This is a genomic window from Nonomuraea sp. WAC 01424 (assembly GCF_003947315.1).
In the GTDB taxonomy this organism is placed as follows: domain Bacteria; phylum Actinomycetota; class Actinomycetes; order Streptosporangiales; family Streptosporangiaceae; genus Nonomuraea; species Nonomuraea spiralis.
Window position 1 is genome coordinate 260,117 of the sequence record NZ_QHHZ01000017.1, and the last position, 23,596, is coordinate 283,712.

20 protein-coding genes are annotated in these 23,596 nt (G+C 70.1%); 9 read left to right on the plus strand and 11 right to left on the minus strand.

Annotated elements, in window-relative coordinates; all coding sequences use genetic code 11:
* Positions 1-169: 169 nt before the first annotated feature.
* From purD to DMB42_RS40040, 4 genes are all read left to right on the plus strand, one after another.
* Positions 170-1,387, plus strand: coding sequence for a phosphoribosylamine--glycine ligase (gene purD / locus DMB42_RS40025; RefSeq protein WP_125644136.1), 1,218 nt, complete (start codon positions 170-172; stop codon positions 1,385-1,387).
* Positions 1,384-2,220 (plus strand): phosphoribosylaminoimidazolesuccinocarboxamide synthase, encoded by an 837-nt coding sequence (locus DMB42_RS40030; RefSeq protein WP_125644138.1) that lies wholly within the window; start codon positions 1,384-1,386, stop codon positions 2,218-2,220. Before purD ends, DMB42_RS40030 begins: the two co-directional genes overlap by 4 nt.
* Before the next feature lie 77 nt (positions 2,221-2,297).
* Entirely contained in the window at positions 2,298-3,563 is a 1,266-nt protein-coding gene (murA, locus tag DMB42_RS40035) for a UDP-N-acetylglucosamine 1-carboxyvinyltransferase (protein WP_125644140.1), read from the plus strand.
* Between the two features lie 201 nt (positions 3,564-3,764).
* Positions 3,765-5,054 carry a GTP cyclohydrolase IIa gene (locus DMB42_RS40040; protein WP_125644142.1) on the plus strand — a complete coding sequence of 430 codons (1,290 nt, stop codon included), beginning with the start codon at positions 3,765-3,767 and terminating at the stop codon, positions 5,052-5,054.
* Positions 5,055-5,369: 315 nt separating this feature from the next.
* Here DMB42_RS40040 and DMB42_RS40045 read toward each other — a convergent pair whose 3' ends face one another.
* Complete coding sequence (locus DMB42_RS40045) at positions 5,370-5,876, minus strand: rhodanese-like domain-containing protein (RefSeq protein WP_125644144.1); 507 nt, start codon at positions 5,874-5,876, stop codon at positions 5,370-5,372.
* Positions 5,877-6,035: 159 nt separating this feature from the next.
* Between DMB42_RS40045 and DMB42_RS40050 the strand changes: the two genes are divergently transcribed.
* Positions 6,036-6,974, plus strand: coding sequence for an EamA family transporter (locus DMB42_RS40050; protein WP_125644146.1), 939 nt, complete (start codon positions 6,036-6,038; stop codon positions 6,972-6,974).
* Here DMB42_RS40050 and hisC read toward each other — a convergent pair.
* From hisC to DMB42_RS40085, 7 genes are all read right to left on the minus strand, one after another.
* The gene (hisC, locus tag DMB42_RS40055) at positions 6,971-8,029 is read right to left on the minus strand and encodes a histidinol-phosphate transaminase (RefSeq protein ID WP_185845114.1); all 1,059 of its coding nucleotides are present in this window, start codon (positions 8,027-8,029) and stop codon (positions 6,971-6,973) included. The genes DMB42_RS40050 and hisC overlap by 4 nt on opposite strands.
* 59 nt (positions 8,030-8,088) lie before the next feature.
* The gene (locus tag DMB42_RS40060; protein ID WP_125644148.1) at positions 8,089-8,565 is read right to left on the minus strand and encodes a GNAT family N-acetyltransferase; all 477 of its coding nucleotides are present in this window, start codon (positions 8,563-8,565) and stop codon (positions 8,089-8,091) included.
* A gap of 4 nt (positions 8,566-8,569) precedes the next feature.
* Positions 8,570-9,226, minus strand: a complete 657-nt coding sequence (locus DMB42_RS40065) for an NrtR DNA-binding winged helix domain-containing protein (protein ID WP_125644150.1) — start codon at positions 9,224-9,226, stop codon at positions 8,570-8,572.
* A gap of 30 nt (positions 9,227-9,256) precedes the next feature.
* The gene (locus tag DMB42_RS40070; RefSeq protein ID WP_125644152.1) at positions 9,257-11,053 is read right to left on the minus strand and encodes a DUF4434 domain-containing protein; all 1,797 of its coding nucleotides are present in this window, start codon (positions 11,051-11,053) and stop codon (positions 9,257-9,259) included.
* A 43-nt stretch (positions 11,054-11,096) separates the two neighbouring features.
* Positions 11,097-12,185 carry a glycosyltransferase gene (locus DMB42_RS40075; RefSeq protein ID WP_125644153.1) on the minus strand — a complete coding sequence of 363 codons (1,089 nt, stop codon included), beginning with the start codon at positions 12,183-12,185 and terminating at the stop codon, positions 11,097-11,099.
* 19 nt (positions 12,186-12,204) lie between these two features.
* Positions 12,205-13,452 (minus strand): nucleotide sugar dehydrogenase, encoded by a 1,248-nt coding sequence (locus tag DMB42_RS40080; RefSeq protein ID WP_260478214.1) that lies wholly within the window; start codon positions 13,450-13,452, stop codon positions 12,205-12,207.
* 133 nt (positions 13,453-13,585) lie between these two features.
* Positions 13,586-15,256, minus strand: a complete 1,671-nt coding sequence (locus tag DMB42_RS40085; RefSeq protein WP_125644157.1) for a glycosyltransferase family 4 protein — start codon at positions 15,254-15,256, stop codon at positions 13,586-13,588.
* Positions 15,257-15,312: 56 nt separating this feature from the next.
* Between DMB42_RS40085 and wecB the strand changes: the two genes are divergently transcribed.
* On the plus strand, positions 15,313-16,443 hold the full coding sequence (gene wecB, locus DMB42_RS40090; protein WP_185845115.1) for a non-hydrolyzing UDP-N-acetylglucosamine 2-epimerase: 1,131 nt from the start codon (positions 15,313-15,315) through the stop codon (positions 16,441-16,443).
* Between the two features lie 54 nt (positions 16,444-16,497).
* Positions 16,498-18,534 carry a glycosyltransferase gene (locus DMB42_RS40095; protein ID WP_125644159.1) on the plus strand — a complete coding sequence of 679 codons (2,037 nt, stop codon included), beginning with the start codon at positions 16,498-16,500 and terminating at the stop codon, positions 18,532-18,534.
* Between the two features lie 6 nt (positions 18,535-18,540).
* Here DMB42_RS40095 and DMB42_RS40100 read toward each other — a convergent pair whose 3' ends face one another.
* The 3 genes from DMB42_RS40100 to DMB42_RS40110 all read right to left on the minus strand — a co-directional run bounded on the left by DMB42_RS40100 (position 18,541) and on the right by DMB42_RS40110 (position 21,000).
* Positions 18,541-19,182 carry a hypothetical protein gene (locus tag DMB42_RS40100; protein ID WP_125644161.1) on the minus strand — a complete coding sequence of 214 codons (642 nt, stop codon included), beginning with the start codon at positions 19,180-19,182 and terminating at the stop codon, positions 18,541-18,543.
* 116 nt (positions 19,183-19,298) lie between these two features.
* Positions 19,299-20,765: a flotillin family protein gene (locus DMB42_RS40105; RefSeq protein WP_125644163.1), complete on the minus strand. Its 1,467-nt coding sequence runs from the start codon at positions 20,763-20,765 to the stop codon at positions 19,299-19,301.
* Between the two features lie 10 nt (positions 20,766-20,775).
* Positions 20,776-21,000, minus strand: coding sequence for a hypothetical protein (locus DMB42_RS40110; protein ID WP_229823870.1), 225 nt, complete (start codon positions 20,998-21,000; stop codon positions 20,776-20,778).
* Between the two features lie 206 nt (positions 21,001-21,206).
* Between DMB42_RS40110 and DMB42_RS40115 the strand changes: the two genes are divergently transcribed.
* Positions 21,207-22,616, plus strand: coding sequence for a hypothetical protein (locus tag DMB42_RS40115; protein WP_125644165.1), 1,410 nt, complete (start codon positions 21,207-21,209; stop codon positions 22,614-22,616).
* Complete coding sequence (locus DMB42_RS40120; protein WP_125644167.1) at positions 22,613-23,470, plus strand: PrsW family intramembrane metalloprotease; 858 nt, start codon at positions 22,613-22,615, stop codon at positions 23,468-23,470. Before DMB42_RS40115 ends, DMB42_RS40120 begins: the two co-directional genes overlap by 4 nt.
* Positions 23,471-23,596 lie beyond the last annotated feature (126 nt).

Below are 23,596 nucleotides of genomic sequence, written 5' to 3' on the forward strand. Positions count from 1 at the left end.
ACGCCGCAAAGCCGCCTTAACCTACCACAGGCGGGTGAACCCAAACGACGATACCCGCCGGAGGGCCCTCGGATCAGGTAGAACCACACAAAGATGCGGGCCCGTTCCGGCATGGATGTGCCGGAGACCCGCGCCGGGCCAGGGCGGGGGGCCTGCGACAATGGGGCACGTGCGCGTTCTAGTCATCGGTTCCGGCGGGCGTGAACACGCCCTGTGCCGTTCGCTCAAACTCGATCCCCAGGTCAGCGAGCTCCACTGTGCCCCCGGCAATGCGGGCATCGAGGACGTCGCGACCGTCCATCCCGTCGATCCCGTCGATCCCGCCCAGGTGGCCGCGCTGGCCGGGCGGCTGGGGGCCGACCTCGTCGTGGTCGGGCCGGAGGCGCCGCTCGTCGCGGGCGTGGCCGACGCCGTACGCGAGGCCGGCATCGCCTGCTTCGGGCCGACCCGCGAGGCGGCCATGCTCGAAGGCTCCAAGGCGTTCGCCAAGGAGATCATGAAGGCCGCCGACGTACCGACCGCCCGGGCGCATACGTGCGAGACCGAGGCGGAGGCCGCGGCGGCGCTCGACGAGTTCGGCGCCCCCTACGTCGTCAAGGACGACGGGCTGGCGGCGGGCAAGGGCGTGGTCGTCACCCGCGACCGCGACCAGGCGCTGGAGCACGCGCGGGCCTGCGAGCGGGTGGTGATCGAGGAGTACCTCGACGGGCCCGAGGTCTCGCTGTTCGCGCTCTGCGACGGCAGCACGGCGGTCCCGTTGCAGCTCGCCCAGGACTTCAAGCGGGCCTACGACGGCGACGAGGGGCCCAACACCGGCGGCATGGGGGCGTACACGCCGCTCCCCTGGGCTCCCGAGGGGCTCACCGAGCAGGTCATGCGCGAGGTCGTGCACCCGACGATCGGGGAGCTGGCCCGGCGCGGGCTGCCGTACCAGGGGGTGCTCTACGTGGGGCTGGCCCTGACCCAGAAGGGGCCGAAGGTGGTCGAGTTCAACGCGCGCTTCGGCGACCCCGAGACGCAGGTGCTGCTCGACCGGCTGGAGACGCCGCTCGGCGGGCTGCTGATGGCGTGCGCGACCGGCGAGCTCGGCCTCGACCCGGTGTTCAAGGACGGCTCGGCGGTGACCGTGGTGATCGCCGCGGAGAACTACCCCGACGCGCCGGTGAAGGGCGACGTGATCACGGGCCTGGCCGAGACCGAGCACGCGTACGTGATCCACGCCGGCACCCGGCGCGGCCCCGGCGGCGAGGTCGTCTCCAACGGCGGCCGCGTGCTGACCGTCGTCGGCAACGGCCCCGACCAGGAGATCGCCCGCCGCAACGCCTACGACCTCGTCGGCCGCGTCGAGCTGCGCGGCTCGCACCACAGGACGGACATCGCCCGATGAGACACCTGCACTCCGGCAAGGTCCGCGACCTCTACGAGACCGGCGACGGCCGGCTGCTGATGGTCGCCTCCGACCGGCTCTCCGCCTTCGACTACGTGCTGGAGCCCGACATCCCCGACAAGGGGGCCATCCTCACGCAGATGTCCCTGTGGTGGTTCGACCAGCTCAAGGACGTCGTGCCCAACCACATCCTGGCCAGGGGCGACGACGCGCGCAGCGTGTTGTGCAAGCCGCTGCGCATGGTCCAGGTGGAGTGCGTGGCCCGGGGCTACCTCGCGGGCGGCGGCCTGTCCGAATACCGCGCGACCGGCGCGGTCTCCGGGGTGCCGCTGCCCGAAGGGCTGGAGGACGGCTCGCGGTTGCCGGAGCCGATCTTCACCCCCTCCACGAAGGCCCCCCTGGGCGAGCACGACGAGCCGATCCCCTTCGAGCGGGTGGTCGCTGAGGTCGGCGCGGAGACGGCCGAGGAGCTGCGGCGCATCACGCTGGAGGTCTACACGCGCGGCGCCGAGATCGCCCGCGAGCGCGGCATCATCCTGGCCGACACCAAGATCGAGCTGGGCTGGGACTCCGAGGGTGTCCTGACGCTGGGCGACGAGGTGCTGACGCCGGACTCGTCCAGATTCTGGCCGGCCGATGAGTGGAAACCGGGCCGGGCACAACCCTCTTTTGACAAGCAATATGTACGTGATTGGCTACTCTCGCCCGAATCTGGATGGGACAAATCCTCCGGAAACCCCCCACCTCGACTTCCCGACCACGTGGTCGAGCGCACCAGACAGCGATACCTAGAAGCGTATGAGCGCGTCACGGGGGCTTCCTTTAGCGGATGATTCGGCTGGGCCATGTGGTGTTAGCGACTACTGTTGGCCCGATCGAGCCTCACCGTTGATTCAAGGAGCCGCACGAAATGGTCCGTTACCGCGTGCGCGGTGGCAACGCACTGCGTGGAACCGCGTTCATCCAGGGCGCGAAGAACGCCGTGCTTCCCATGATCGGCGCGGCTCTGCTGGCCGCCAGGGGTCGTACGGTCCTGCGGAACGTACCGATCATCGAGGACGTCCGGCGCGCGGTCGAACTGGCCGAGACCATCGGCGCGTACGTGGAGCTGCACGAGTCCGAGCGCACGCTGGTCATCGACGCCTCCCGGCTGAGCAGCCCCGTGCTGCCCGCCGAGATCGCACGCCGGTTCCGCGGCTCGGTGTTGTTCACCCCGGCGCTGCTCCACCGGCTGGGCGAGGCGATCGTGGAAGGCGTCGGCGGCTGCAACCTCGGCAGCCGCAACCTCGACTTCCACTACCTGGGCTACAAGCGGCTCGGCGCGGTCGTCGACGAGGGCGAGACCGTCATCCACGTCAAGGCCAGCGGCCTGACCGGCGCCACGCTCTACCTCGACACGCCCTCCCACACCGGCACCGAGAACCTGATCATGGCCGCCGCCCTGGCCAAGGGCACCACGGTGATCGAGAACGCCGCCCTTGAGCCCGAGGTGCTCGACGTCATCGACATGCTCACCAAGATGGGCGCGCGCATCAGCGGCGGCGGCACCGGGTTCATCACCGTCGAGGGCGTGGACGAGCTGCACGCCGTCGAGCACACCGTGATGCCCGACCGGCTCGACGCGGGCGTGTTCGCGATGGCCGCGGCGATCACCGGGGGCGAGCTGAGCCTCGTGGGCACCGGCCTCGACCTGGGCGTCGTCCGCTACAAGCTGGAGCAGATGGGCGTCGACTTCGCCCGGCAGGGCGCGGTGCTGCACGTACGCTGCGACCGCCCGCTGCGGCCCATCAACATCATCACCGACACCTATCCCGGGTTCGCGACCGACCTGCAGTCGCCGATGATGACCGTGGCCGCCCTGGCCGACGGCACCAGCTACATCCACGAGCGCATCTTCGACGGCCGTTTCGCCCTGGCCGGCGAGCTCAACAAGATGGGCGCCAACGTCGAGGTCGACGGCAATCGGGCCGTCGTACACGGCCGCACGCCGCTGACGGGCGCCCGGGTGACGGCCCACGATCTGCGCTCCGGTATCGCACTCGTACTCGCCGGTCTGGCCGCCGAAGGAGAGACCGTGATCGAGTCGGGATACCTCATCGATCGCGGCCACGCACATCTCGCGGCACGAATGCGCGCGCTCGGCGCGGACATTACACGAGAGATTTCCGAGCGCTAAAAAACGCGAGAAAAACCTCGTTGAGCTGCTGAGACATCTTGTCGGGCGGTCAACCAGAACGACTTTCCGGAAAAGTCGGGCGTGACATTACGGCCCCCGCGAGCGATCGTTCCAAAAGAGAGCACTGCAACGGACGGCAGGATGGGACGAACATTGGTCGAGAGGGCCGAAGAAACTCCCCGAGTGTCACGCCCGGGCGCTATGACACCGGACCTCACCATCGGCGTGGTCGGACCACACGACTTGGTCGAGCGAGTCATGCTGATGGGTCACGCCGCGGCTCCGCTGCCGTGTCGCCTGGTCGCGGCCGCTTACCGCGATGAGCAGGAGGCGCCCGACAAGGTGACGCGGCTCGGTCCCGGTGTCGACGCATGCCTGTTCGCCAGCCCGGTCCCTTATGACCTGGCCAGGCGATCCGGTGTGCTGACGATGCCCGCGACCTACGTGCAACTCGGTGGAGCTGCATTGGTGGCGGCGTTGGCCAAGGCCGCACTGGACACTCGGATGGACCCGCAACGGGTCAGCGTGGACGTGGTCAGCAGGGCGGATGTCGAGGAGGCGTACACAGACCTCGGCATACCGGCCACGGACGTGCACAGCCGCGACGAGCCCGGAGCCACGGGCACGATCGCGGCCTACCACGAACGGCTGGCCCGACAGGGCGCCACCTCGGGAGCACTGACGTGCCTGCCCGCGGTGGCCGAACGCCTGCATGCCGCGGGCGTCCCGGTCATCAGGATCAGGCCGACCTCCGCGGCGGTCCGGACGGCGCTGCACACCGCGGCGCTGCTCGGGGCGCATCACCGGCTGGAGGAGTCGCAGCTCACTGTTGTGCTGGTGGAGGTGCCGACGCTGCGCGAACCCGTGCGGCGCGCGGCACCACGCTACTGGCGCGACGAGTTGCGGCTGTCGCTGCACCGGCTGCTGGTCCAGGAGGCGAACCGGATCAACGCGACCGTCTGGCCGATCGACGATCACAGCTACCTGGTCACCGCGACCAGGGGCTCGATCGCCGCGGCCACCGACGGGTTCAGGGTGTTGCCCTTCGCGGCGAGGATCCGGGACGAGCTGGGGCTGGCGGTCGAGGTGGGCGTCGGGATGGGGCGTACGACGCACGACGCGGAGTCGCACGCACGGGCCGCGTTGGCCCGTACGCAGGCGGGCAAACAGGCACAAGGGTTCGCGGTGGACCGCGAGGGCCGGGCCCTCATCCCGGCCCCCCGGATGCCACCTACCGGGTCGACCGCGCTCAAACCCAAGGGCGTGGAGGTACTGGCCAGGCTGGCGGCCAAGCTCGAAGGCGGCGACACGGTGGTCGACGCCGAGGGCGCGGGCAAGATGCTCGGGGTGACGCCACGCACGGCTCGGCGGTTGCTGCGCACGTTGGTTGACGAGGGACTCGCGTGGCCGCTCCCGCCGAACCGCACCCCGCAGCCGGGGCGCCCGCGTCAGCTCTACCGGCTCATCGTGGAGAAGCTCGGGCCACGATGACCGTACGGGGCCCGTCGTCCCATTCCAGGGGCGACGGGTGCCCGGTACTTGACCTGGGAAGTCAAAGGTTACGGACAATCCCCTTGACTCTTGGGAACTTATTGGTTGACCCGAGTAGATACGGGTATGTTCACCCACGCCCCCGATCGACGGGATTCGGACGGGGGCGCCAAACTTTCCGCCCTTTCCGACTTCTCAGCCGGGCCACGCGTACGGGAAGGGCTCTGCGAGGGGCTGTGGGCCACGTGGCGGCACCAATGGGGCAGCGGACAAGTCCTGATATAGCCGGTCACTTCGCTCGATCTAGGGACGCTCTCAGCACGCACATGCGATTCCGGACACCGGAGCGGTCAGCGCGTCGACCGGGTGGCGGGTGATGCCGGAGGCGGTCTCGACCGGGAAACCCTCCCTGGCCCAATATTCGAAGCCGCCGAGCATCTCCTTGACCGGGTAACCGAGCTTGGCGAACTCCAGGGCGGCGCGCGTGGCGCCGTTGCAGCCGGGGCCCCAGCAGTAGGTGACGACGGTGACGCCCTCCGGGACGAGGGCGGTCGCCCGCGCGGGGATCTCGGCGGTGGGCAGGTGGACGGCGCCCTGGATGTGGCCCTGGTCCCAGCTCTCCCGGCTGCGGGAGTCGACGACCACGACGCCCGGCGAGCCGGCGGCCAGGTCGGCGGCCACGTCGGAGACGTCGGTCTCGAACGCGAGCCGCCCGGCGAAGTGCGCGACCGCGACGGCACTCGCCGCCGCGGGCACAGCGGTGACAGCAGCGAGGGCAGGGGTGACGGCAGGGCTGGCGGCGGGGCTGGCGCTGGTGGACATTTGCGGCTTTATCCCTTCTTTTCCGGACAGCCACGATCGTCCCAGCGGCCCGGCCGCCACGACAGTGGCGCAAAAGCCGCTGACCGCTAATATCCCGCCAAGTCCGGAGTCCGATACCCGCAGGCGTTATGTCGGACTCCCCCGGTAGGGTCATGACCCATGAGTGCAAACACCACTGACAGCCGCGCTCCCGTCCTGGTCTGGAGCGCCCTGGCGATCGTGTACGTGGTGTGGGGCTCGACCTACCTCGGCATCAGGATCGCCATCGAGACCATGCCCCCGATGCTCAGCGGCGCGCTGCGGTTCGTGACGGCCGCGCTGCTCCTCGGCGGGTTCCTGGTGATCAGGAAGGGCCTGGAGCCGTTCCGGATGTCGTGGCGGCAGTTCGGCGGCGCGGCGCTCGTCGGCCTGCTGCTGCTGACCAGCGGAAACGGCCTGGTCGCCGTCGCCGAGCAGCACATCTCCAGCGGCCTGGCCGCGCTGCTCGTGGCCTCGGTGCCGCTCTGGCTGGTCGTGTTCAGGCTCGTGGTCAGGGACCGGCCGGCCGTGCTGACGACGGCGGGCGTGCTCGTCGGGTTCGCCGGGGTGGCGGCGTTGTCGCTGACCGGCGGCCAGTCGGTCGACACCAGCGGGATCGTGGTGATCCTGGTGGCCTCGTTCTCGTGGTCGGTCGGCTCGTTCCTGTCGGCGCGCATCCCGATGCCCGCCAACCCGTTCGCGGCCAGCACGATCGAGATGCTGGTCGGCGGCGCGGGCCTGGCCGTGACCGGCGTGTCCCTCGGCGAACGGCTCGACCTGACGGCGATCTCCGGACGTTCCTGGGCGGCGCTGGCGTATCTGGTGCTGATCGGCTCGCTGGTGGGCTTCACCGCCTACACCTGGCTGCTGGGGAACGCGCCGATCTCGCTGGTCTCCACGTACGCCTACGTCAACCCGGTCGTCGCCGTGCTCCTCGGCGTGCTGGTCGTGAACGAGCACGTGACCCCGCAGATCATCGCCGGCGGCGCGGTGATCCTGGTGGGCGTCGCCCTGGTGGTCTCCACCGAGCGACGCGCCAGGACCAGACCGGCCGCCCTGGGCGAAGAGGTCACCGCCTAGCCGCGGAACTCCTTGGCCGCGGCGAGGAAGGCGTCGTTGGCCTCGGGGTCGCCGATGGAGACCCGGGCCCCCTCACCCGCGAACGGCCGTACGGCCACGCCCTCCACGGCGCAGGCGGCGGCGAAGTCGAGGGTGCGCTCGCCGAGCCGCAGCCAGACGAAGTTCGCCTCGGTCGGCGGGACCGTCCAACCCTGCTCGATCAGCGCCTCGCGCACCCGGCTGCGCTCCTTGACCACCGGCTCGACCCGCTCCAGCAGCTCGTCCTCGGCCTTGAGGGAGGCGACGGCGGCGATCTGCGCGAGGTGGTTGACGGCGAACGGGATGATCGTCTTGCGGATGGCCGCCGCCACCGGCTCCTGGCCGATCAGGTAGCCGACCCGCAGGCCCGCCAGCCCGTACGCCTTGGAGAACGTACGCAGGACGCAGACGTTCGGCCGGTCGCGGTAGAGCGTCAGGCCGTCGGGGACGTCCTCGTCGCGGACGTACTCGCGGTAGGCCTCGTCCAGCACCACCAGCACGTTCTCCGGCACCCGGTCGAGGAAGGGCACGAGCGCGTCGCGGCGGATCGAGGTGCCGGTGGGGTTGTTGGGGTTGCAGACGAAGACCATGCGGGTCCGGTCGTTGATCGCCTCCGCCATGGCGTCCAGGTCGTGATCCTCGCCCGCGAGCGGCACCCGTACCGAGGTGACCCCGGCCAGGTCGGCGAGCAGCGGGTACGCCTCGAACGACCGCCACGCGTAGACCACCTCGACGCCGGGCTCACCGACCGACTCGAAGAGCTGCTGGGCGACCGTGACCGAGCCCGCGCCGAGTGCGATGTGCTCGAACGGCACGTCGTACCGCTCGGCGATGGCCTCGGTCAGCTTGACCGCGCCCGGGTCGGGATAGCGGTTGATCTGCCGGGCGCCTTCGGCGACGGCCTCGACCACGGAGGGCAGCGGGTCATAGGGGGATTCGTTCGAGGAGAGCTTGTACGACCGGCCGTCGGCGGAGACCACTGCCTTGCCCGGCTTGTAGGGGGGCATGGTGTCCAGGATGTGGCGGAAACGAGGCATGAGACCACCTTAAGAGGCCGGACCTCGTGAAGCATCACACAGGTGGCCTGTCCACCGCCCTATGGACGGGTTCGTTCCCAGCGGAGCTCGCCGTCGTGGACGTGCGTGGTGGGACGCAGGCCGGCGTGGGCGGCCACCGCTCCGGAGGCGGCGTGGTCCGGGTGGACGTGGGCGACGACCGTGCCGATGCCCCGGTCGTCGCACCAGCCGACCAGGGCGCGGGCGGCCTCGGCGGCCAGGCCGCGTCCCTGCCAGCGAACGCCGACCACCCAGGCGATCTCGGCGGTGTCCTCCTCGACGGTCGCCTGCACGTAGCCGGTCAGGCACCCGTCCGCACGCAGCCTGAGCACCCAGTTGTGCCAGTTCGGCGGGCCCACGACCAGGCGTTCGTAGCGGGCGCGCAGCTCGGGGGCGGTGAGGGGGACACCCCCGGTGAACGTGTGCAGGCGCGGGTCGCCCAGAACGGCGGCCATCTCCTCGGCGTGCTCGACCCGCAGGGGAAGCAGGCTCAGGCGAGAGGTCTCGACGATGTCCATGGGCTCATTCCTGGAGCATGGGCGGGTGGAGCAGCTCGGCCGGGCCCCGGCGGTAGAGCTTGGCGGGGCGGCCGCCGTCCCGGGTGGTCGTGGCGCCTGTCTCCACCAGGAAACCCTCGGCCTTGGTGACCTTCCGGTGGAAGTTGCGCGGGTCGAGGACGCGGCCCCAGACGATCTCGTACACCCGCCGCAGGTCCGCCACCGTGAACTCCGGCGGGCAGAAGGCCGCGCCCAGCGAGGTGTACTCCAGCTTGGCCCGCGCGCGTTCGACCCCGTCGAACATGATGCGGCGGTGGTCGAAGGCCATCACGGCCAACGCCTCGACCGGCTGCCAGCTCATGTGGGCCTTCTCCGAGGCCGGCAGGTCGGGGGCCAGACCCAGGTAGGCGACGCTCAGGACCCGCTGACGCGGGTCGCGGTCGGGGTAGCCGTACGTCTGGAGCTGCTCCAGGTGCACGGGGGCGCCCGGCAGGCCGGCCCGTTCGGCCAGGATGCGGTGGGCGGCGGCCGGCAGGTCCTCGTCGAGCTGGATGAAGCCGCCGGGCAGCGACCAGCGCCGCAGGAACGGCGGGTTGTCGCGGCGCCACACCAGGGCGCTGAGCGCGTGGTTGCGTACGGTGAGCACGACCAGGTCGACGCTGACCGGGATGCTCGGGACCATGGACGGCACGTTACACGGAGTCCCGTCTGCCTAGGCGGACACGCGTACGTGGAGCGGCGTCGTCGTCTGCTTGCCCGACTCGCCCTTGACCCGGATCCTGACCCACTCCCCTGGCGGCACCTGGTTCCAGTCGAACGGCACCCAGGCCGTCGACATCCGGGCCGGGTGCTCGTCCAGCGGGTCCTTGTCCAGCCAGCCGACGGCCGCGACCACCAGCTCCTTCGTCCCGCCGGACCACTCGACGAGGACGGTGCTGCCGTCCAGGTTGTAGCCGCGCACCTCGACGCCGTCCTGGGGGTCACGGGCCCGCCTGATGGCGTCCACGGCGATCGGGCGCTGCCAGTCGGAGGCGATTTCGTCCTGGAGCGAGGGGTCGCCGCAGGTCATGAAGTCGCTCCACATGTAGGAGACGATCTTCTGGACGTACCGGCCGGCCATCGTCACGGCCTGGTCCAGGCGCTTCTTGTCCGTCTGGCCCCGGGTGCCCTGCGGCGCGCACGGCTCCTTGCCGGACGGCTCGAACGCCTCCACGTTCGCCCACAACTCCACCTGGTGACCGGCCTGGATCATCTCCTCGCGGGCCTTGGCCATCTCCCGGTAGTAGTCGCGGGTCGAGCCGTGGTAGGCCGTGCCGTACGCGGCCTCGCCCACGACCGACCGCAGCCGCTCGTCCACCTCGGTCTCGCGTTCGTCCGGCCAGAACAGGCCGACCTTGCCGGTGCCCCGGCTGTCCTGGGGGGCGATGATGCCGACGCCGGTACGGGCCAGCGCCTTGAACGCCTCGGCGACCTGCGCCGGCGTCTGGCCGAAGCCGACCCGCTTGCGCGCGTCCAGGTACGGGCTGATCAGGATCGGCTTGCTCAGCTCCTGTTCGACGATCCGGTGCTGGTCGGCGTAGACCTCAAGGGTGGGGTTGGTGGCCAGCGTCGAGCCCATCTGCACCTCGAACGGCTGGTAGACGCCGCCCAGCGCCCTCCTGTCGGCGAAACGCACGCCGTAGTCCTGGAGGATGCGGCGGGTCAGGGTGGTGAGGGTGCCGATGTGCTTCCTGTTCGCCCTGGTCGGCGTCTCGGGGTCGCGCGGCGCCAGCGGCAGCGCGGGGAACACCTGCATGCTGAACTGGTCGGCCAGGTCGAGCAGTTCCTTCAGGCTGTCCTTGGCCGAGCCGGCCACCAGGATCATGTCGTACGACGTGGCCTTCTTCGCGAAGTCGCAGGTGGCGTCGTCGGAGCCGTCGGGAGGGGCGACCATCCGGTAGTAGATCCGGTCGCCGACCTTCACGCGGTGTTCCATGCCGGGGCAGCGGAACAGGTCGTCGCCGAACGCCTCGTCGGTCCTGTAGACGTACGTGCGGCCGATCCGGTTGCCGGGGTTGGCCTTCCTCAGGTCCCGCTCGGCGGCGTCGTGGCAGCTCAGGCCGTCCTCTTCGCACGCCTTGTAGAGCGGGTCGAGCGTCCCGTCCTTCGACAGGACCTCGCCCGAGTCGGACACGCCGCGGTACTGCAGGCCGTACCCGATCCTGATGATCGTGTCGCCGCCCGCGCGGTGGATCTCCTGGAGCTGGTGGCGCCAGGTGCAGGGGTTCGACTTGGGCGTGATCCAGTAGCCGGTGACGGCGTAGAAGTTCTTGGTGGTGGTGTCGAACGTTCCACAGGGGTCGGTGAACTCTTTGACCTTCGGCGGCGCCGGCGAGGTGGCGGTCCTGGACGGCTTGGGCTTGCTCGACAAGGACGCGACGGGCCGCTCGGACGACGACGGGAAGAGGATGATCGCGACCGCGACCATGGCCAGGACGGCTGCGCCCACGAGCAGGAAGAGCCATCGCACGTTCAGGAACCTACCGCTCTCGTGATCTGCCGGAGATAAACCGCTATCGCGTGATCCCGGCCCATGCCTCAAGCTGGGTCACGAACCGCTTGGCCGAGTTCGGCCAGTGATGGTTCGCACGGGCCGACGCGTAACCGCGCGCGCCCTGCGCCCGCCGCTCGCGTACGTCGTCCCGCAGCGTCAGCACCGCCTGCGCGACGGCCTTGGGGTCCTCCCAGGGCACCACGATCCCGCTGTCGTACCGCTCCACCAGCTCGACCGCGCGCGGCGACGGCGTCGTGATGACGGGGATGCCGTGCGCCATGTACTCCACGATCTTGGTGGGCATCGAGTGCCGGTAGTTGGGCTCGTCGTGCAGCAGCGACAACCCGGCCAGCGCCCCGTCGAGCCGCTTGAGCGCCTCGTCGTTGGGCATGAAGTCGCGCCACTCCAGCAGGCCGTCGGTGACGGCCTGGTTGAGGATGGGACGGCTCTGCGGGTCGGCGTACCCGATCAGCTCCACCGCCACCCGGTACGGCTGCAGCAGCTTGGCCACCTCGACGGCCTCGAACACCCCGCGCGCCCGTGACAACCATCCGAGGTAGACCACCCGGTCGTCGCCCGGCGGCGTCACCGAGTCCGGCACCCAGGTCTCGTTCGGCACGATCAGGTGGGCGTGCTTGAACCGGCCCGCGTACGCGGTCTCGGCCAGCAGCAGGTGCATGTGCCGCTCGGCGGTGCCCTCCAGCATGCGGGCGAAGAAGCGTACCGGCGGGCGCAGCAACGAAGGCAGCCACGGCTTGAGCGAGAGCGTCGCCGGGGTGTCCTCGTGCACGTCCCAGACCACCGGCGGCCGGTTGCGCACGCCCCAGACCGCGAACAGCAGCTCCGGGTCGTGGATCAGGACCAGGTCGACCTTGTTCCGCATACGTTTGAACAGCCGCCGGGCAGCCCAGACAGCCGCCATGCGTTTCCGCTGGGCGGCCCTGGGCAGATCGACGCCGGTGACCCATGGACGCGGTACGACCCCGTGAGCCGTGAAAGAGGCGGCATACGTGACCTCATGACCGGCATCCACGAGGGCACGGATCTGCCTATGCAGAATTCTCGCGTCCTCGGGGTTATGCACCACCGTCATGACGAGCACGTGCACTGCGCGCAGCCCTCCGTCGCTACAGCCGCTCGACGCGTTCACCCTCGGTGAGCACACCGCGGGTGTCCAGCACGAGCCTGGCCTTAGCCTCGACCATGGCCAAGTCGAACGCGGCGTGCTGCTGCAGCAGCAGCGTGACGTCCGCGTTGACCACGGCCGTGGCCAGATCCTCTTCGCGCGGCACCGGAGTGCCGTCGACCGACCATTCCTTGACGTACGGATCGGCGAACGAGAGTTCGGCCCCCAGCTCCAGCAGCGCACGCGCCACAGGTAGAGCCGGAGTCTCCCGCTCGTCAGCGATATCCGGTTTGTACGTGACGCCGAGCATAACCACTCTTGCGCCGTTTACAGCCTTCTTATGTCTGTTCAGCAGTCGCTGGACGCGGGCCACCACGTAGGACGGCATGCGTTCGTTGATCTCCTGGGCCAGCTCCACGAACCTGAACGGGTAACCGAGCTTGCGCACGGTGTACGACAGGTACGAGGGGTCCACGGGGATGCAGTGACCGCCGACACCCGGCCCCGGCAGGAACTTCTGGAAGCCGAACGGCTTGGTGGCCGCGGCCTCGATCGACTCCCACAGGTTGATGCCGAGCTCGTCGCAGAAGATCGCCATCTCGTTGACGAGGGCGATGTTGACGTGCCGGTAGGTGTTCTCCAGCAGCTTGGCCATCTCGGCCTCGCGGGTGCCGCTGACCGGCACCACCTGCTCGATGAACTGCTTGTAGAACACCGTCGCCCGGTCGCGGCAGACCGGCGTGTAGCCGCCCACGACCTTGGGGGTGTTCTTGAGCCCGAACTTCGGGTTGCCCGGGTCGATGCGCTCGGGCGAGAAGGCCAGGTGGAAGTCCACGCCGGCCGTCAGGCCCGACTGCTCCAGCAGCGGGCGGGCCACCTCGTCGGTGGTGCCGGGCCAGGTGGTCGACTCAAGGACGACGAGCGTGCCCTTGCTGAGGTTGCGGGCGACGGTCTGGGTCGCGCCCTCGACCGCGGACAGGTCGGGACGGTGGTCCTCGTCCAGCGGGGTGGGAACGCAGATGACGATCGTGTTGCTTCTGGCCAGCACGGACTCGTCCAGCGTCGCGCTGAATCCGTTCGCCAGCATGTGATCGAGGTCAGCGTCGGTCAGGTCATCGATGTAGGACTGCCCGGCGTTGAGCGCGTCGACCTTCCGGGGGTCGACGTCCACGCCGACGACCCGCAGCCCGGCGGCCACCGCTTCCTTCGCGAGCGGCATGCCGACGTAGCCGAGGCCGATGACAGCCAAGTCGATTTCTGTCACAGCAGTGCCTTCGAGAGCCGGAAACAACACTTCATGGTCGCAAAGGTTATCTCAAGTCCACCTAGCTCACGCCTAATGCGACCGAACCGGTCGCAACAGACAGCCAATCCGGAGGTCATCATTCGGCAAGCGATCGGTATAGGGCTTGATAAGTCTCGGCAACACGGCTCCAGGTCCGCTTCGCCGCCACTTCCGCACGTCCGGCCTCACCCATCTCCGCCCTCCTGGCCGGGTCCTCGCGCAGTCCGGCGATCGCCTTGGCCAGGTCGGCCGGGTCGCCGGGCGGCACCAGCAGACCGGCCCCGTCGGAGCCGACGAGCTCGGACAGCGCGGGCAGGTCGCTGAGCACGACCGGCTTGCCGAGCGCCATCGCCTCGACGGGCTTCAAAGGCGTGACGAGCCGGCAGACCCGGAGGTCCTCGCGCGGGCAGGCGAAGATGTCGATCGCGTCCTGGGCCTGGAGCGCCTCGTCGGGGCCGACCCGTCCGGGCAGCACGGCGTCGCGCAGGCCCAGCTCCTCGACCAGCGCGAGCAGATTCTCCCGCTCGGCGCCGTCGCCCACGATGAGCACCCGGACCGGCGTGCCGTCGTCGCGCAGCAGCGCCGCCGCGCGCAGCAGGGTCGCGAAACCCTCGTACGCCACGATGCTGGACACGGATCCGACCACGATCTCGCCGGGGGCGATGTCGTACGTGCTGCGGAACGAGGCGCCGTCGTATTGGGCCGACAGCAGGGTGTCGTCCACGGCGTTGGGGGCCAGGTGGATGCGTTCCCTGGGCACGCCCCGCTCGACGATCTCCGTGGCCATCGTCTCGGCCAGCGTGACCACGGCGTCGGCCTCGCGCATGAGGAACGCCTCGCGCTCACGCTGGAGCACGTGCCGCTGGCTGCCGACCCGGATCGGGTCGCGGGAGGCCCACGTCTCCTCCAGGAAGCCGCGTACCTCGTAGACGAAGGGGGTGCCCGTCCTGTCGCGGACGGCGTGGGCGACCGAGCCGTTGCGGTGGTCGGTGGCGGCGTGCAGGACCTGCGGCCGCAGCTTCTCGGCCAGCCTGGTGACGCCCTCGGCGCCCTTGACCATGCGGCCGCGCATCTCGAACGGCACCTCGCCGTGCCCGTCGGGCAGCAGGCGGTAGTACGGGATGCCGTCGATCTCCTCGTGCGGAGGCGCGTCGGCGTGGCCCTGGAGCATCGGCCAGCCCCAGCTCGTCACCACGTGCGGGTCGAGCCCGGCCGCCTTCTGGGAGGAGACGATCCGATGCGTGCGCACGGTGTAACCGGCCTGCGTGTACGGCAGCGCGTTGGTCACCAGGTGCAGCACGCGGCCCGCGACGCGCTCGCCGATGGCGATCTTCGGCGCGGGCGGGATCGGGTCGGGGCTGATGGCGGCCAGCTCGCCGCGGTAGTAGGCGGCCCTGCGCTTGACGAAGGGGTACTTCGTGTGGGCTTCGAGCACGTCGGCGGCCTGCGAGACCCGGCCGGCGTCCCAGTGTTCCTTCGCCTCGTTCCACGGCGCCTTGATCATGCGCATGCCGAGCTTGCGGACCATGCGCCGGGCGCCACGGGCGGCGGGCCAGGCCACACTGCCGACGAACGGGCGGAGCTTGGGCGGGAGCGCGTCGGCGGCTGCCTGCGCCACGCGGACGGGGTCGGACTTGACCTTCGTCACGACGACGCGGGAAACGATGACGGGGTGCTGGACGAAGCCTTTGAGAAGTCCCCCGACGCCGGCCCGGGCGGACTTCGCGGAAACCTTGGAGGAGTCTTGACGACTGGCGTCGGATGCCACGCTGGGACCGTACCATAGGCAGCGTTTTTTCCCTTCCGCTCCGAAAGGCGAGGTCAATGAGGGAGAACCCCCTGGTCCTGCACGTTTTGGGTGCTCGTCCCAATTTCGTGAAAGCGGCTCCGGTGGTGCGTGCACTCGGTGAACTCGGCGTGCGGCAGGGCATCATCCACACCGGTCAGCACTACGACGCGCTGATGTCGGACGTCTTCTTCGCCGACCTCGGGCTGCCCGAGCCGGTGGCCAACCTGGCGGTGGGCTCCGGCACGCACGCCAGGCAGACCGCGGCCCTGCTCGTGGGCCTGGAGGACGTCTTCCTCGCCCAGGAGCCCGACCTGGTCGTGGTCTACGGCGACGTGAACTCGACGCTGGCCGCGATCCTGGTCGCCGCCAAGCTCGGCATCCGTACGGCGCACGTCGAGGCCGGGCTGCGCTCGTTCGACCGCGGGATGCCCGAGGAGGTCAACCGGGTCGTCACCGACGCGCTGGCCGACCTGCTGTTCGTCACCTCGCCCGAGGCCCTTGCGTACCTGGCGTCGGAGGGCGTGCCGCCGGCGAAGGTGCACCTGGTGGGCAACCCGATGATCGACAGCCTGTTCGCCGCGCTCCCGGCGCTGGACCCGGCGCCGGTGGTGGCGCGGCTGGGCCTGCCCTCCCGGTACGCCGTGGCGACCCTGCACCGCCCGGCCAACGTGGACACCGCCGAGGCCGCGAGGGAACTGGTCGAGGCCGTGCTGGAGGTGTCGCGGCGGACCCCGGTCGTGGTGCCGGTGCATCCGCGCGGCAAGGCGCGGCTGGCCGAGGCGGGCCTGGTCGACGGCGAGACGATCAAGGTGATCGAACCGCTGGGCTATGTGGACTTCCTCTCACTCGTCCGGGGCGCGGCCCTGGTCATCACCGACTCGGGCGGCGTGCAGGAGGAGACGACGATGCTGGGCGTCCCCTGCCTGACGCTGCGGCCCAACACCGAGCGGCCGATCACGATCACGCACGGCACGAACCGCCTGGTCACGCCGGCGCTGCTGCCCGCCGCCGCGGAGAAGGCCCTCGCCGACGGCGCCGCGACGCCGGCCGGCGAGCTGCCGGTGATGTGGGACGGCAAGGCCGGGCCGCGCATCGCGACGGTGATCGCGGCGTGGCTGAAGGGCGACAACCTGGCGCCTGCTTCCCAGGCCAAACGCCCCGAATAGCGGCTGAATCCGCCGTACTATGACATACCTCCGCTGAGCGATAGGCGTATCACCATGGCCGAAAATCCCGAGCCCCCCGCATTCCAGCGACTGGGTCCCGTCAACTGGCTGCCCGAGGAGCGCAAGCTCGTCGAGCGGTACGAGGCCGAGGTCAAGGAACTGCGGCGGCGGCTGGAGATCGCCGAGGCGAAGGCCGCGTACGCGGGCTGGAAGCTGGAGGCGACGCAGGCCAAGCGTACGTTCAAGCTCGGCGAGGCCCTGGGCTCGAAGAGCCCGGGGAAGATCGTCGAGGCGGTCAGGTCGAAGGACAAGGCGCCCAAGCCGCCCATGCCGGTCGCCGAGGCCGCGGAGGTCGCCAACCACCGGCCCCCGCTGGTCGAGGTGCCCACGGCGAAGTGGCCGCTCGGCCCGGTCAACCGCCCCGACCTCAAGGTCGCGGTGATCCTGGACGACTTCTCCAGGATGGCCTTCAGGTACGAGTGGGACCAGATCGAGTTCGGCCTCAAGGACTGGCCGGAGATCTTCGCCGAGAAGCGCCCCGACCTGCTGTTCTGCGAGTCCGCCTGGCACGGCAACCAGGGCCGCTGGCGCTACCAGATGACCGGCACGAACGCCCCCAAGGACCCCCTGCGCGACCTGGTCGCCTGGTGTCGCGCAGAGGGCATCCCGACGGTCTTCTGGAACAAGGAGGACCCGCCGAACTTCGACTTCTTCATCGACACGGCCAAGCTGTTCGACTACGTGTTCACCTGCGACGGCGACATGGTGCCGAAATATCGCGAAGTATTGGGACACGACCGGGTGGACGTGCTGCAGTTCGCCGCCCAGCCGCGTGTGCACAACCCGATCCAGCAGAAGCAGGGCCGCCTGCACGACGTCGTGTTCGCCGGCATGTACTTCCGCGACAAGCACCCCGAGCGCCGCGAGCAGATGGAGACCGTGCTCGACCCGGTACGCGAGCTGGGCCTGCACATCTTCGCCCGCAACGGCGAGGTGGACGAGAAGTACGCCTGGCCGGAGAAGTACCGGCCGCACATCGTGGGCGAGCTGCCCTACGACCAGATGCTGGCCGCGTACCGGATGTACAAGGTCTTCCTCAACGTCAACTCGGTGCTCGACTCGCCGACCATGTGCGCCCGCCGCGTCTTCGAGTTGTCGGCGTGCGCGACCCCGGTGGTGACGGGGTGGTCGCGGGCGATCGAGGAGACGTTCGGCGAGCTGATCCCGATCGCGCGGGAGCCGATCGAGTCGTACAACCAGGTGCTGCACCTGATCAACAGCCCCGAGCTGCGGGCCAGGATGGGACACCTGGCCATGCGCGAGGTCTTCGACAAACACCTGTTCTCGCACCGGGTGGACCAGATCCTGCAGAACCTCGGCCAGGCCACCCAGCCCCGGTCACGGTCGATCTCGGTCGTGCTGCCGACCAACCGCGCCTCGCAGATCGAGCACGCGATCTCGTCGGTGGCCCGGCAGCTCCACCGGCCGCTCCAGCTGATCATGGTCCTGCACGGGCTGGACATCGACCCGGTGGTCGTCGCCGACAAGGCCCGCATGGCCGGCATCACGGACGTCGTCGTCCTGCCCGCCGCCCCGGAGCTCTCGCTCGGCGCCTGCATGAACCTGGGCATCGCGGCCGCCGAGGGCGACCTGATCGCCAAGATGGACGACGACAACCTCTACGGCGAGCACTATCTGTCGGACCTGGTGCGCGCGTTCGACTACTCCGACGCCGAACTGGTCGGCAAGGGGGCGCACTACGCGTACTTCGAGGGGAGCAACACCACCATGCTCCGCCTGCCCGGCCTGGAGCACCGGTACTCCTTCCTCGTCCAGGGCGGCACGTTCCTCGGCAAGGCGGACATGTTCCGCTCGTACGGCTTCGCCGACATCACGCGGGGAGAGGACACGCACCTCGTACGCCGGCTGAAGGAGGACTCCGTCAAGATCTACTCGGCGGACCGCTTCAACTTCGTCTACTGGCGCAGCGCCGACGCCTCCATGCACACCTGGCAGGCCGACCACATCAAGCTGACCCGCAACGCCCAGTTCTCCTTCGTCGGCCGCCCGGACGCGCACGTCCTCATCTGAACCGCCTCAGCGGGTGACCCTGGCCAGGTTCTGGTCGGCGAGGCGGGCGAGTTCGAACATGCCGGCCGGCTTCACCTTCTCGCCGACCACGAGCATGCTCATGATCAGGTGTTCGCGCCGCATGATCACCGTGCCGATCTGCGCGTGCTTGTCGCCGCCGGAGGCCGTCGTCAGGTACGCCCGCGACTCCTGCCCCTTGGTCGGCATGGTCAGCGTCTGGGTGCGGTAGGTCACCTCCGAGCCGCCGACGGTCGCCTTGTACAGGGAGCACTGCGGCGGCAGCGGCGCGGGCAGGGACGCCGACGGCATCGACATGACGGCCTGTGTGATCGAACCGCGGGCGGCCGAGAAGGCGATCACGGCGGCGGGCGCCCGGGCGACCTCCGGCTCGGTGGCGTCGAGCTGGGCGGCCCCGGCGCACTCCGGACGTTCCAGCTTGGCCTGGCGCATGGCCTCCAGCCCTTGCTGGGTGGACTTGAGCGAGCCGTACGCCCCCAGCTCCGGCCCGTACGCGATGCGCATGCCCTTGGGCACGGGCAGCAGGGCGGCACGCAACCTGGCCGACTCCGCGGACGAGGCGGACGCGGCTGGCTGCGTGGCCGATCCGGCGGCCTGGTCCGCGGACTCGCCGGAGGAACATCCGGCCAAGACCATCATGCTCAGACATGCCCCCGAAATTGCCTTAAGCACGAATTCTCCCCTTGCTCTAGCGGCATTTTTGAAAACGCTAGAGGACGCGGGAAGTAAGGAGCCGAGTAACGTCGCTATTCGCGGGATTGAGCTGATTCGCGGATAATTTCGGGTTCGGCGCCGTTCGGAGTTCCGCCGTTCGGAGATCCGCCGTTGAGCAGCGCCCTGGCCAGGCCGAGCCCGGTGCCGCCGAGCGTGAGCGCCTTGGCCAGCAACTCCTCCACGCCCTGGGCGCCGTTCAGCACGACCATGTGGTCCACGTTCCCGAACGCCTTCGCGCCCGCCTCTACGACCTCCGGCCAGCGTTCGGCGAGCTGCTGGGCGATGACCGCCTCCTGGTTCTCCTTCAGCGCCTCGGCCCGCGCCCTGATCGCGTCGGCCTCGGCCAGGCCGAGCGCCCTGGCCGCGTGCGCCTGGGCCAGGCCGCGTGCCTCGGCGGCCTGGGCCTCCGCCTCACCGGCGATCTTGGTGGCCGCGCCGGCCGCCTCGCCGCGCAACCGTACGGCCTCGGCCTCGGCGGCGGCGGCCAGCTTGACCTGGCCGGCCTGCGCCCCCGCGCGCAGCTCGGTCTCCTGGGCCTCGGCCTGCGCCTGGGCGATGCGCGCGTCCCGGTCGGCCTGCGCGAGCGTGACCGTCTCGTACGCCCTGGCGTCGGCGGGCTTGCGCACCTGCGACTGGAGCCGCTGCTCGGCGAGCTGGGCCTCCAGCTCGGCGGCCCTGGTCTCCTGGACGACGACCTCCTGCCGCGCGCTCGCCTCCGACAGCGGCCCCGCCTGGCGGGCCGTGGCCTGCGCCTGGTCGATCTCGGCCTGGTAGGCGGCCTGCTTGATGCGCGCGTCGCGCTCGGCGGCGGCCTTGTTTGCGAAGGCGATCTGCTCGGCCTCGGTGGCCTCCTGGTCGCGCTGGGCCTGGGCGATGCGGGCGGTGGCCGCGACCCGGGCGGCGTGCGGCTTGCCGAGGTTGGCGATGTAGCCGGTCTCGTCGTCGATCTCCTGGATCTGCAGCGAGTCGACGATCAGCCCGAGCTTGCTCATCTCGTCGGCGGCCGAGGCCCTGGTCTCGCTGGTCAGGCGCTCGCGGTTGAGTATGAGGTCCTCGATGGTGAGGTTGCCGATGATCGAGCGCAGGTGCCCGGTGAACAGCTCGTGGATCGCGCTGGTCATGAAGTCCTGCTGGTCGAGGAAGCGGCGGGCGGCGTTGGCGATCGAGGACAGATCGTCGCCGACCTTGTAGATGACGACGCCGCGGATGTGGACGGGGATGCCCTGCTGGGTGACGCAGGAGACCTGGAGGTTGGCGGCCCTGGTGTCCAGGCGCAGCCGTCTGGCGGCCTGGAAGCCGGGCAGCACCGCCGTGCCCTTCCCTGTGATGATCTTGAAGCCGAGGCTGTCGACGCCCTCCCCTGCCCGGCGCGCCCCGAGACCGGAGATGATCAGCGCCTCGTTGGGCTCGGCGACCCGCCAGACGGCCTTGAACAGCAGGATCACGGCTATGACCGCGATGATCGCGGCTCCGGCGATGATGTAGACCTCGGGGGACATCCGGCCCTCCCTAGATGAGTGCTCTGGCCACGTAGACCGTGCGCGGGGGGAAGTACTCCACCACGACGACGATGGTTCCGAGGCCGAACTCCTCGTCGGGCACGCTGGGGTGGGCGTAGAACGCCTCCACCCCGCCCCTGACCGGGACCATGACCTCGCCGACGAGCCCAGGGCCGATCTTTCCCGTGACCCTGCCCTGCTTGCCGACCACCGCGCTCCCCCCGCTCGCTTCCATTCCGGACGCTACTCCAAACGGGCATTCGCGGTAATAGGCCACGCAAAATGTTTCTCGAACCGCTGCGCGCCCCTGTGGGGCTTTTGGCCGATGTGCCGATGATCGCCCTCATGAGCAGGAATCCGCGCGACCTCGGGTTGGATGTGCCCATTTCCCGCCGTGACTTGTTCGACGGGATTGCGGTGAGTGCTCTGGGCTGCTCGGCGGTGAAAGCCGTTGTCAACCCGGTGGAACCGGCCGGAGGACTGCGCGGGGACACCCCTCAGGCCGTCGCCGTGCCGCACGCGCTGCGCGACGGCCGTTTCTGGCCGCACGCGGGCCGGCCCGAGCCCACCGGCGAGACGTACGACCTCGTGGTGGTCGGCGGCGGGCGCAGCGGGCTCAGCGCGGCGGAGGAGTGGCTGCTCGTGGACCCGGGGGCGCGGGTGCTCGTCCTGGACAACCACGACCCCGGCGACCACGGCGGGCCGACCGGGTTCGGCGCGGGCCCGCCCGTACGCGTGATGTGCGACAAGGAGAGCTTCGGCGCCGACACCCTGGTCCCTGCCGGCCGGTGGGACGACCTGCCGCTCGCCGCGCGGGCCGTCGGCGACCTGCGCAGGCTGCGCGACGACCCGCCCGACTGGTTCCCCGGGTTGTCGCAGGAGGACAAGCAGGAACGCCTGGCCGAGCTGACCTACTCCGGGTTCCTGCTGGAGGTCTGCGGCGTGCACCCCGACGCGGAACGTTTCTGCCGGACCCTGCCGTGCGCCGAACGCGCCTACGACGGCCGGGCGCTCGGCGCCGTCGACGCCTGGGCCGCCGGTTACCCGGGCTTCGACGGCCTGGGGCTCGACGGCCCGGGTGTCGGCGACCTGGGGCTCGGCGGCCTGGGTGCCGGCAGGCCGTCGCGGTACGCCTCGCCCGCCGGGCCGCGGGCCGGGTGCCGTCGGCCCGCAGGACGTGCGCTGCTGCGGCCGTCCAGCCCGGTCGTGTCGGTACGGCACGCGGACACGTCCGTGGTGGTCGCCTACTTCGACGGGCATCTGGTCAGGACCGTCGCCGCCGAGTCGGTGATCATGGCGTGCTGGAGCTCTGTCGTCCCCCACCTGGTGCCCGATCTGCCCGAGCCGCAGCGGCGGGCGTTGCGGCAGGCGGTCCGGCTGCCGGTGCTGGAGGCGAGCGTACGGCTGCGCGGCGGCCGGGCGTCCACCGGGCGCACCCGGTGGACGGGCGCCTTCTGGTGCCTGACCGAGCCCGCGCCCGAGGGGCTGCGCCTGCTGGCCACGCCGTGCCGGTCGGAGCTCGGGCCCGTGGCGGGCGCGGCGGCGGGCCGGGACGAGCTGATGGCGACGCCGTACGACCGGCTGGAGGACGGCGTACGCGACCAGGTGACCCGGCTGCTGGGCCCGCGTGCGGGGATCGAGACGATCACCGTCCACCGGTGGGGGCACGGGCGGCCGATGGCGTACTGCAGGCCCTGGCACCCCTTCTACCCCGACGGTCCCTTCCCCGCCGAGGTCGCGCGCAGGCGGTTCGGCCGGATCGCCATCGCCGGGTCGGACACCGAGCCGGCGGCCGGCGGCGAGGCGGCGGTGGTGGCCGCGCGCAGGGCAGTGCGGGAACTGACCGCATGAGGCCCTGGCTGCGGGTCTTCCTCGTCGGGCTGGCCCTGTGGGTGGCCACGGTCGCCGTCACGGCCTGGACGGCCAACTCCAACCTCGTGCCGACCGTCGTGCTGTTCGGCAGCTTCCTGATCCCGGTGACGTTCGTGGTGTGGGCGTACGGGCGCGACCGCTCGCCGGTGGTCACGGTCGAGCTGCTGTTCAGGGCGTTCGTGGTCGGCGGGGTGCTGGGGGTGCTCGGCGCCTCGCTGCTGGAGAGCTGGCTGATCCGGCCCTCGCTGCTCATGTACGCGCTGGTCGGCCTGATCGAGGAGGGCGTGAAGCTGGCCGCCCTCATGTATGTCACGCGGCACGCGGCCAGGCGTTCCCCCCGGGACGGCGTCGTGCTCGGCGCGACCGTCGGCTTCGGCTTCGCCGCCTTCGAGAGCTCCGGGTACGCCTTCAACTCCCTGTTCACCGCCGAGGGCCTGTCGTTGTCGCAGCTCGTCGAGACCGAGATCCTGAGGGGCATCCTGGCCCCCGTGGGCCACGGCCTGTGGACCGCGATACTCGGCGGCGTGTTGTTCGCCGCCGGGGGCCGCCTGAGCGGGCGCGTCGTGCTGAGCTACCTCGGCGTCTCGCTGCTGCACGCGCTCTGGGACTCGATGACCGCCATCGCCATCGCGATCACCCTGGTGCTGACCGGGCGGCCATGGCAGTTCGAGCTGCTGCGGATCGGCCGAGTGCCGCACGTGACCGAGTGGCAGGTGCACGTGTACACGCTGGTGAACTGGGGTGGACTCATCGTGATCTCGCTGGTCGCGCTGGTCTGGCTCTGGAGGGTGCTGCGCGCCGCCCGCCGGGAGACCGAGATCATGCCCCAATAATCACGGTAATCATCCTGTTCCTCCCACTGCGCCGGAACCATAAACGATGCTAGTCTCCTGTGCGATCTTCCGGAGGTGTATTTACACAAGGTGTGGAAATGCCCCCGACTCGAGGTTGGGACATGG

What these genes read in the sequence shown, in the direction of transcription:
- DMB42_RS40050 (WP_125644146.1), top strand. Translation starts at nt 6,036, where the DNA reads ATGAGTGCAAACACCACTGACAGCCGCGCTCCCGTCCTGGTCTGGAGC.
- DMB42_RS40030 (WP_125644138.1), top strand. Translation starts at nt 1,384, where the DNA reads ATGAGACACCTGCACTCCGGCAAGGTCCGCGACCTCTACGAGACCGGC.
- hisC (WP_185845114.1), bottom strand. Translation starts at nt 8,029, where the DNA reads ATGCCTCGTTTCCGCCACATCCTGGACACCATGCCCCCCTACAAGCCG.
- murA (WP_125644140.1), top strand. Translation starts at nt 2,298, where the DNA reads ATGGTCCGTTACCGCGTGCGCGGTGGCAACGCACTGCGTGGAACCGCG.
- DMB42_RS40065 (WP_125644150.1), bottom strand. Translation starts at nt 9,226, where the DNA reads ATGGTCCCGAGCATCCCGGTCAGCGTCGACCTGGTCGTGCTCACCGTA.
- DMB42_RS40110 (WP_229823870.1), bottom strand. Translation starts at nt 21,000, where the DNA reads ATGGAAGCGAGCGGGGGGAGCGCGGTGGTCGGCAAGCAGGGCAGGGTC.
- wecB (WP_185845115.1), top strand. Translation starts at nt 15,313, where the DNA reads ATGAGGGAGAACCCCCTGGTCCTGCACGTTTTGGGTGCTCGTCCCAAT.
- DMB42_RS40105 (WP_125644163.1), bottom strand. Translation starts at nt 20,765, where the DNA reads ATGTCCCCCGAGGTCTACATCATCGCCGGAGCCGCGATCATCGCGGTC.
- DMB42_RS40120 (WP_125644167.1), top strand. Translation starts at nt 22,613, where the DNA reads ATGAGGCCCTGGCTGCGGGTCTTCCTCGTCGGGCTGGCCCTGTGGGTG.
- DMB42_RS40045 (WP_125644144.1), bottom strand. Translation starts at nt 5,876, where the DNA reads ATGTCCACCAGCGCCAGCCCCGCCGCCAGCCCTGCCGTCACCCCTGCC.
- DMB42_RS40095 (WP_125644159.1), top strand. Translation starts at nt 16,498, where the DNA reads ATGGCCGAAAATCCCGAGCCCCCCGCATTCCAGCGACTGGGTCCCGTC.
- DMB42_RS40040 (WP_125644142.1), top strand. Translation starts at nt 3,765, where the DNA reads ATGACACCGGACCTCACCATCGGCGTGGTCGGACCACACGACTTGGTC.
- DMB42_RS40060 (WP_125644148.1), bottom strand. Translation starts at nt 8,565, where the DNA reads ATGGACATCGTCGAGACCTCTCGCCTGAGCCTGCTTCCCCTGCGGGTC.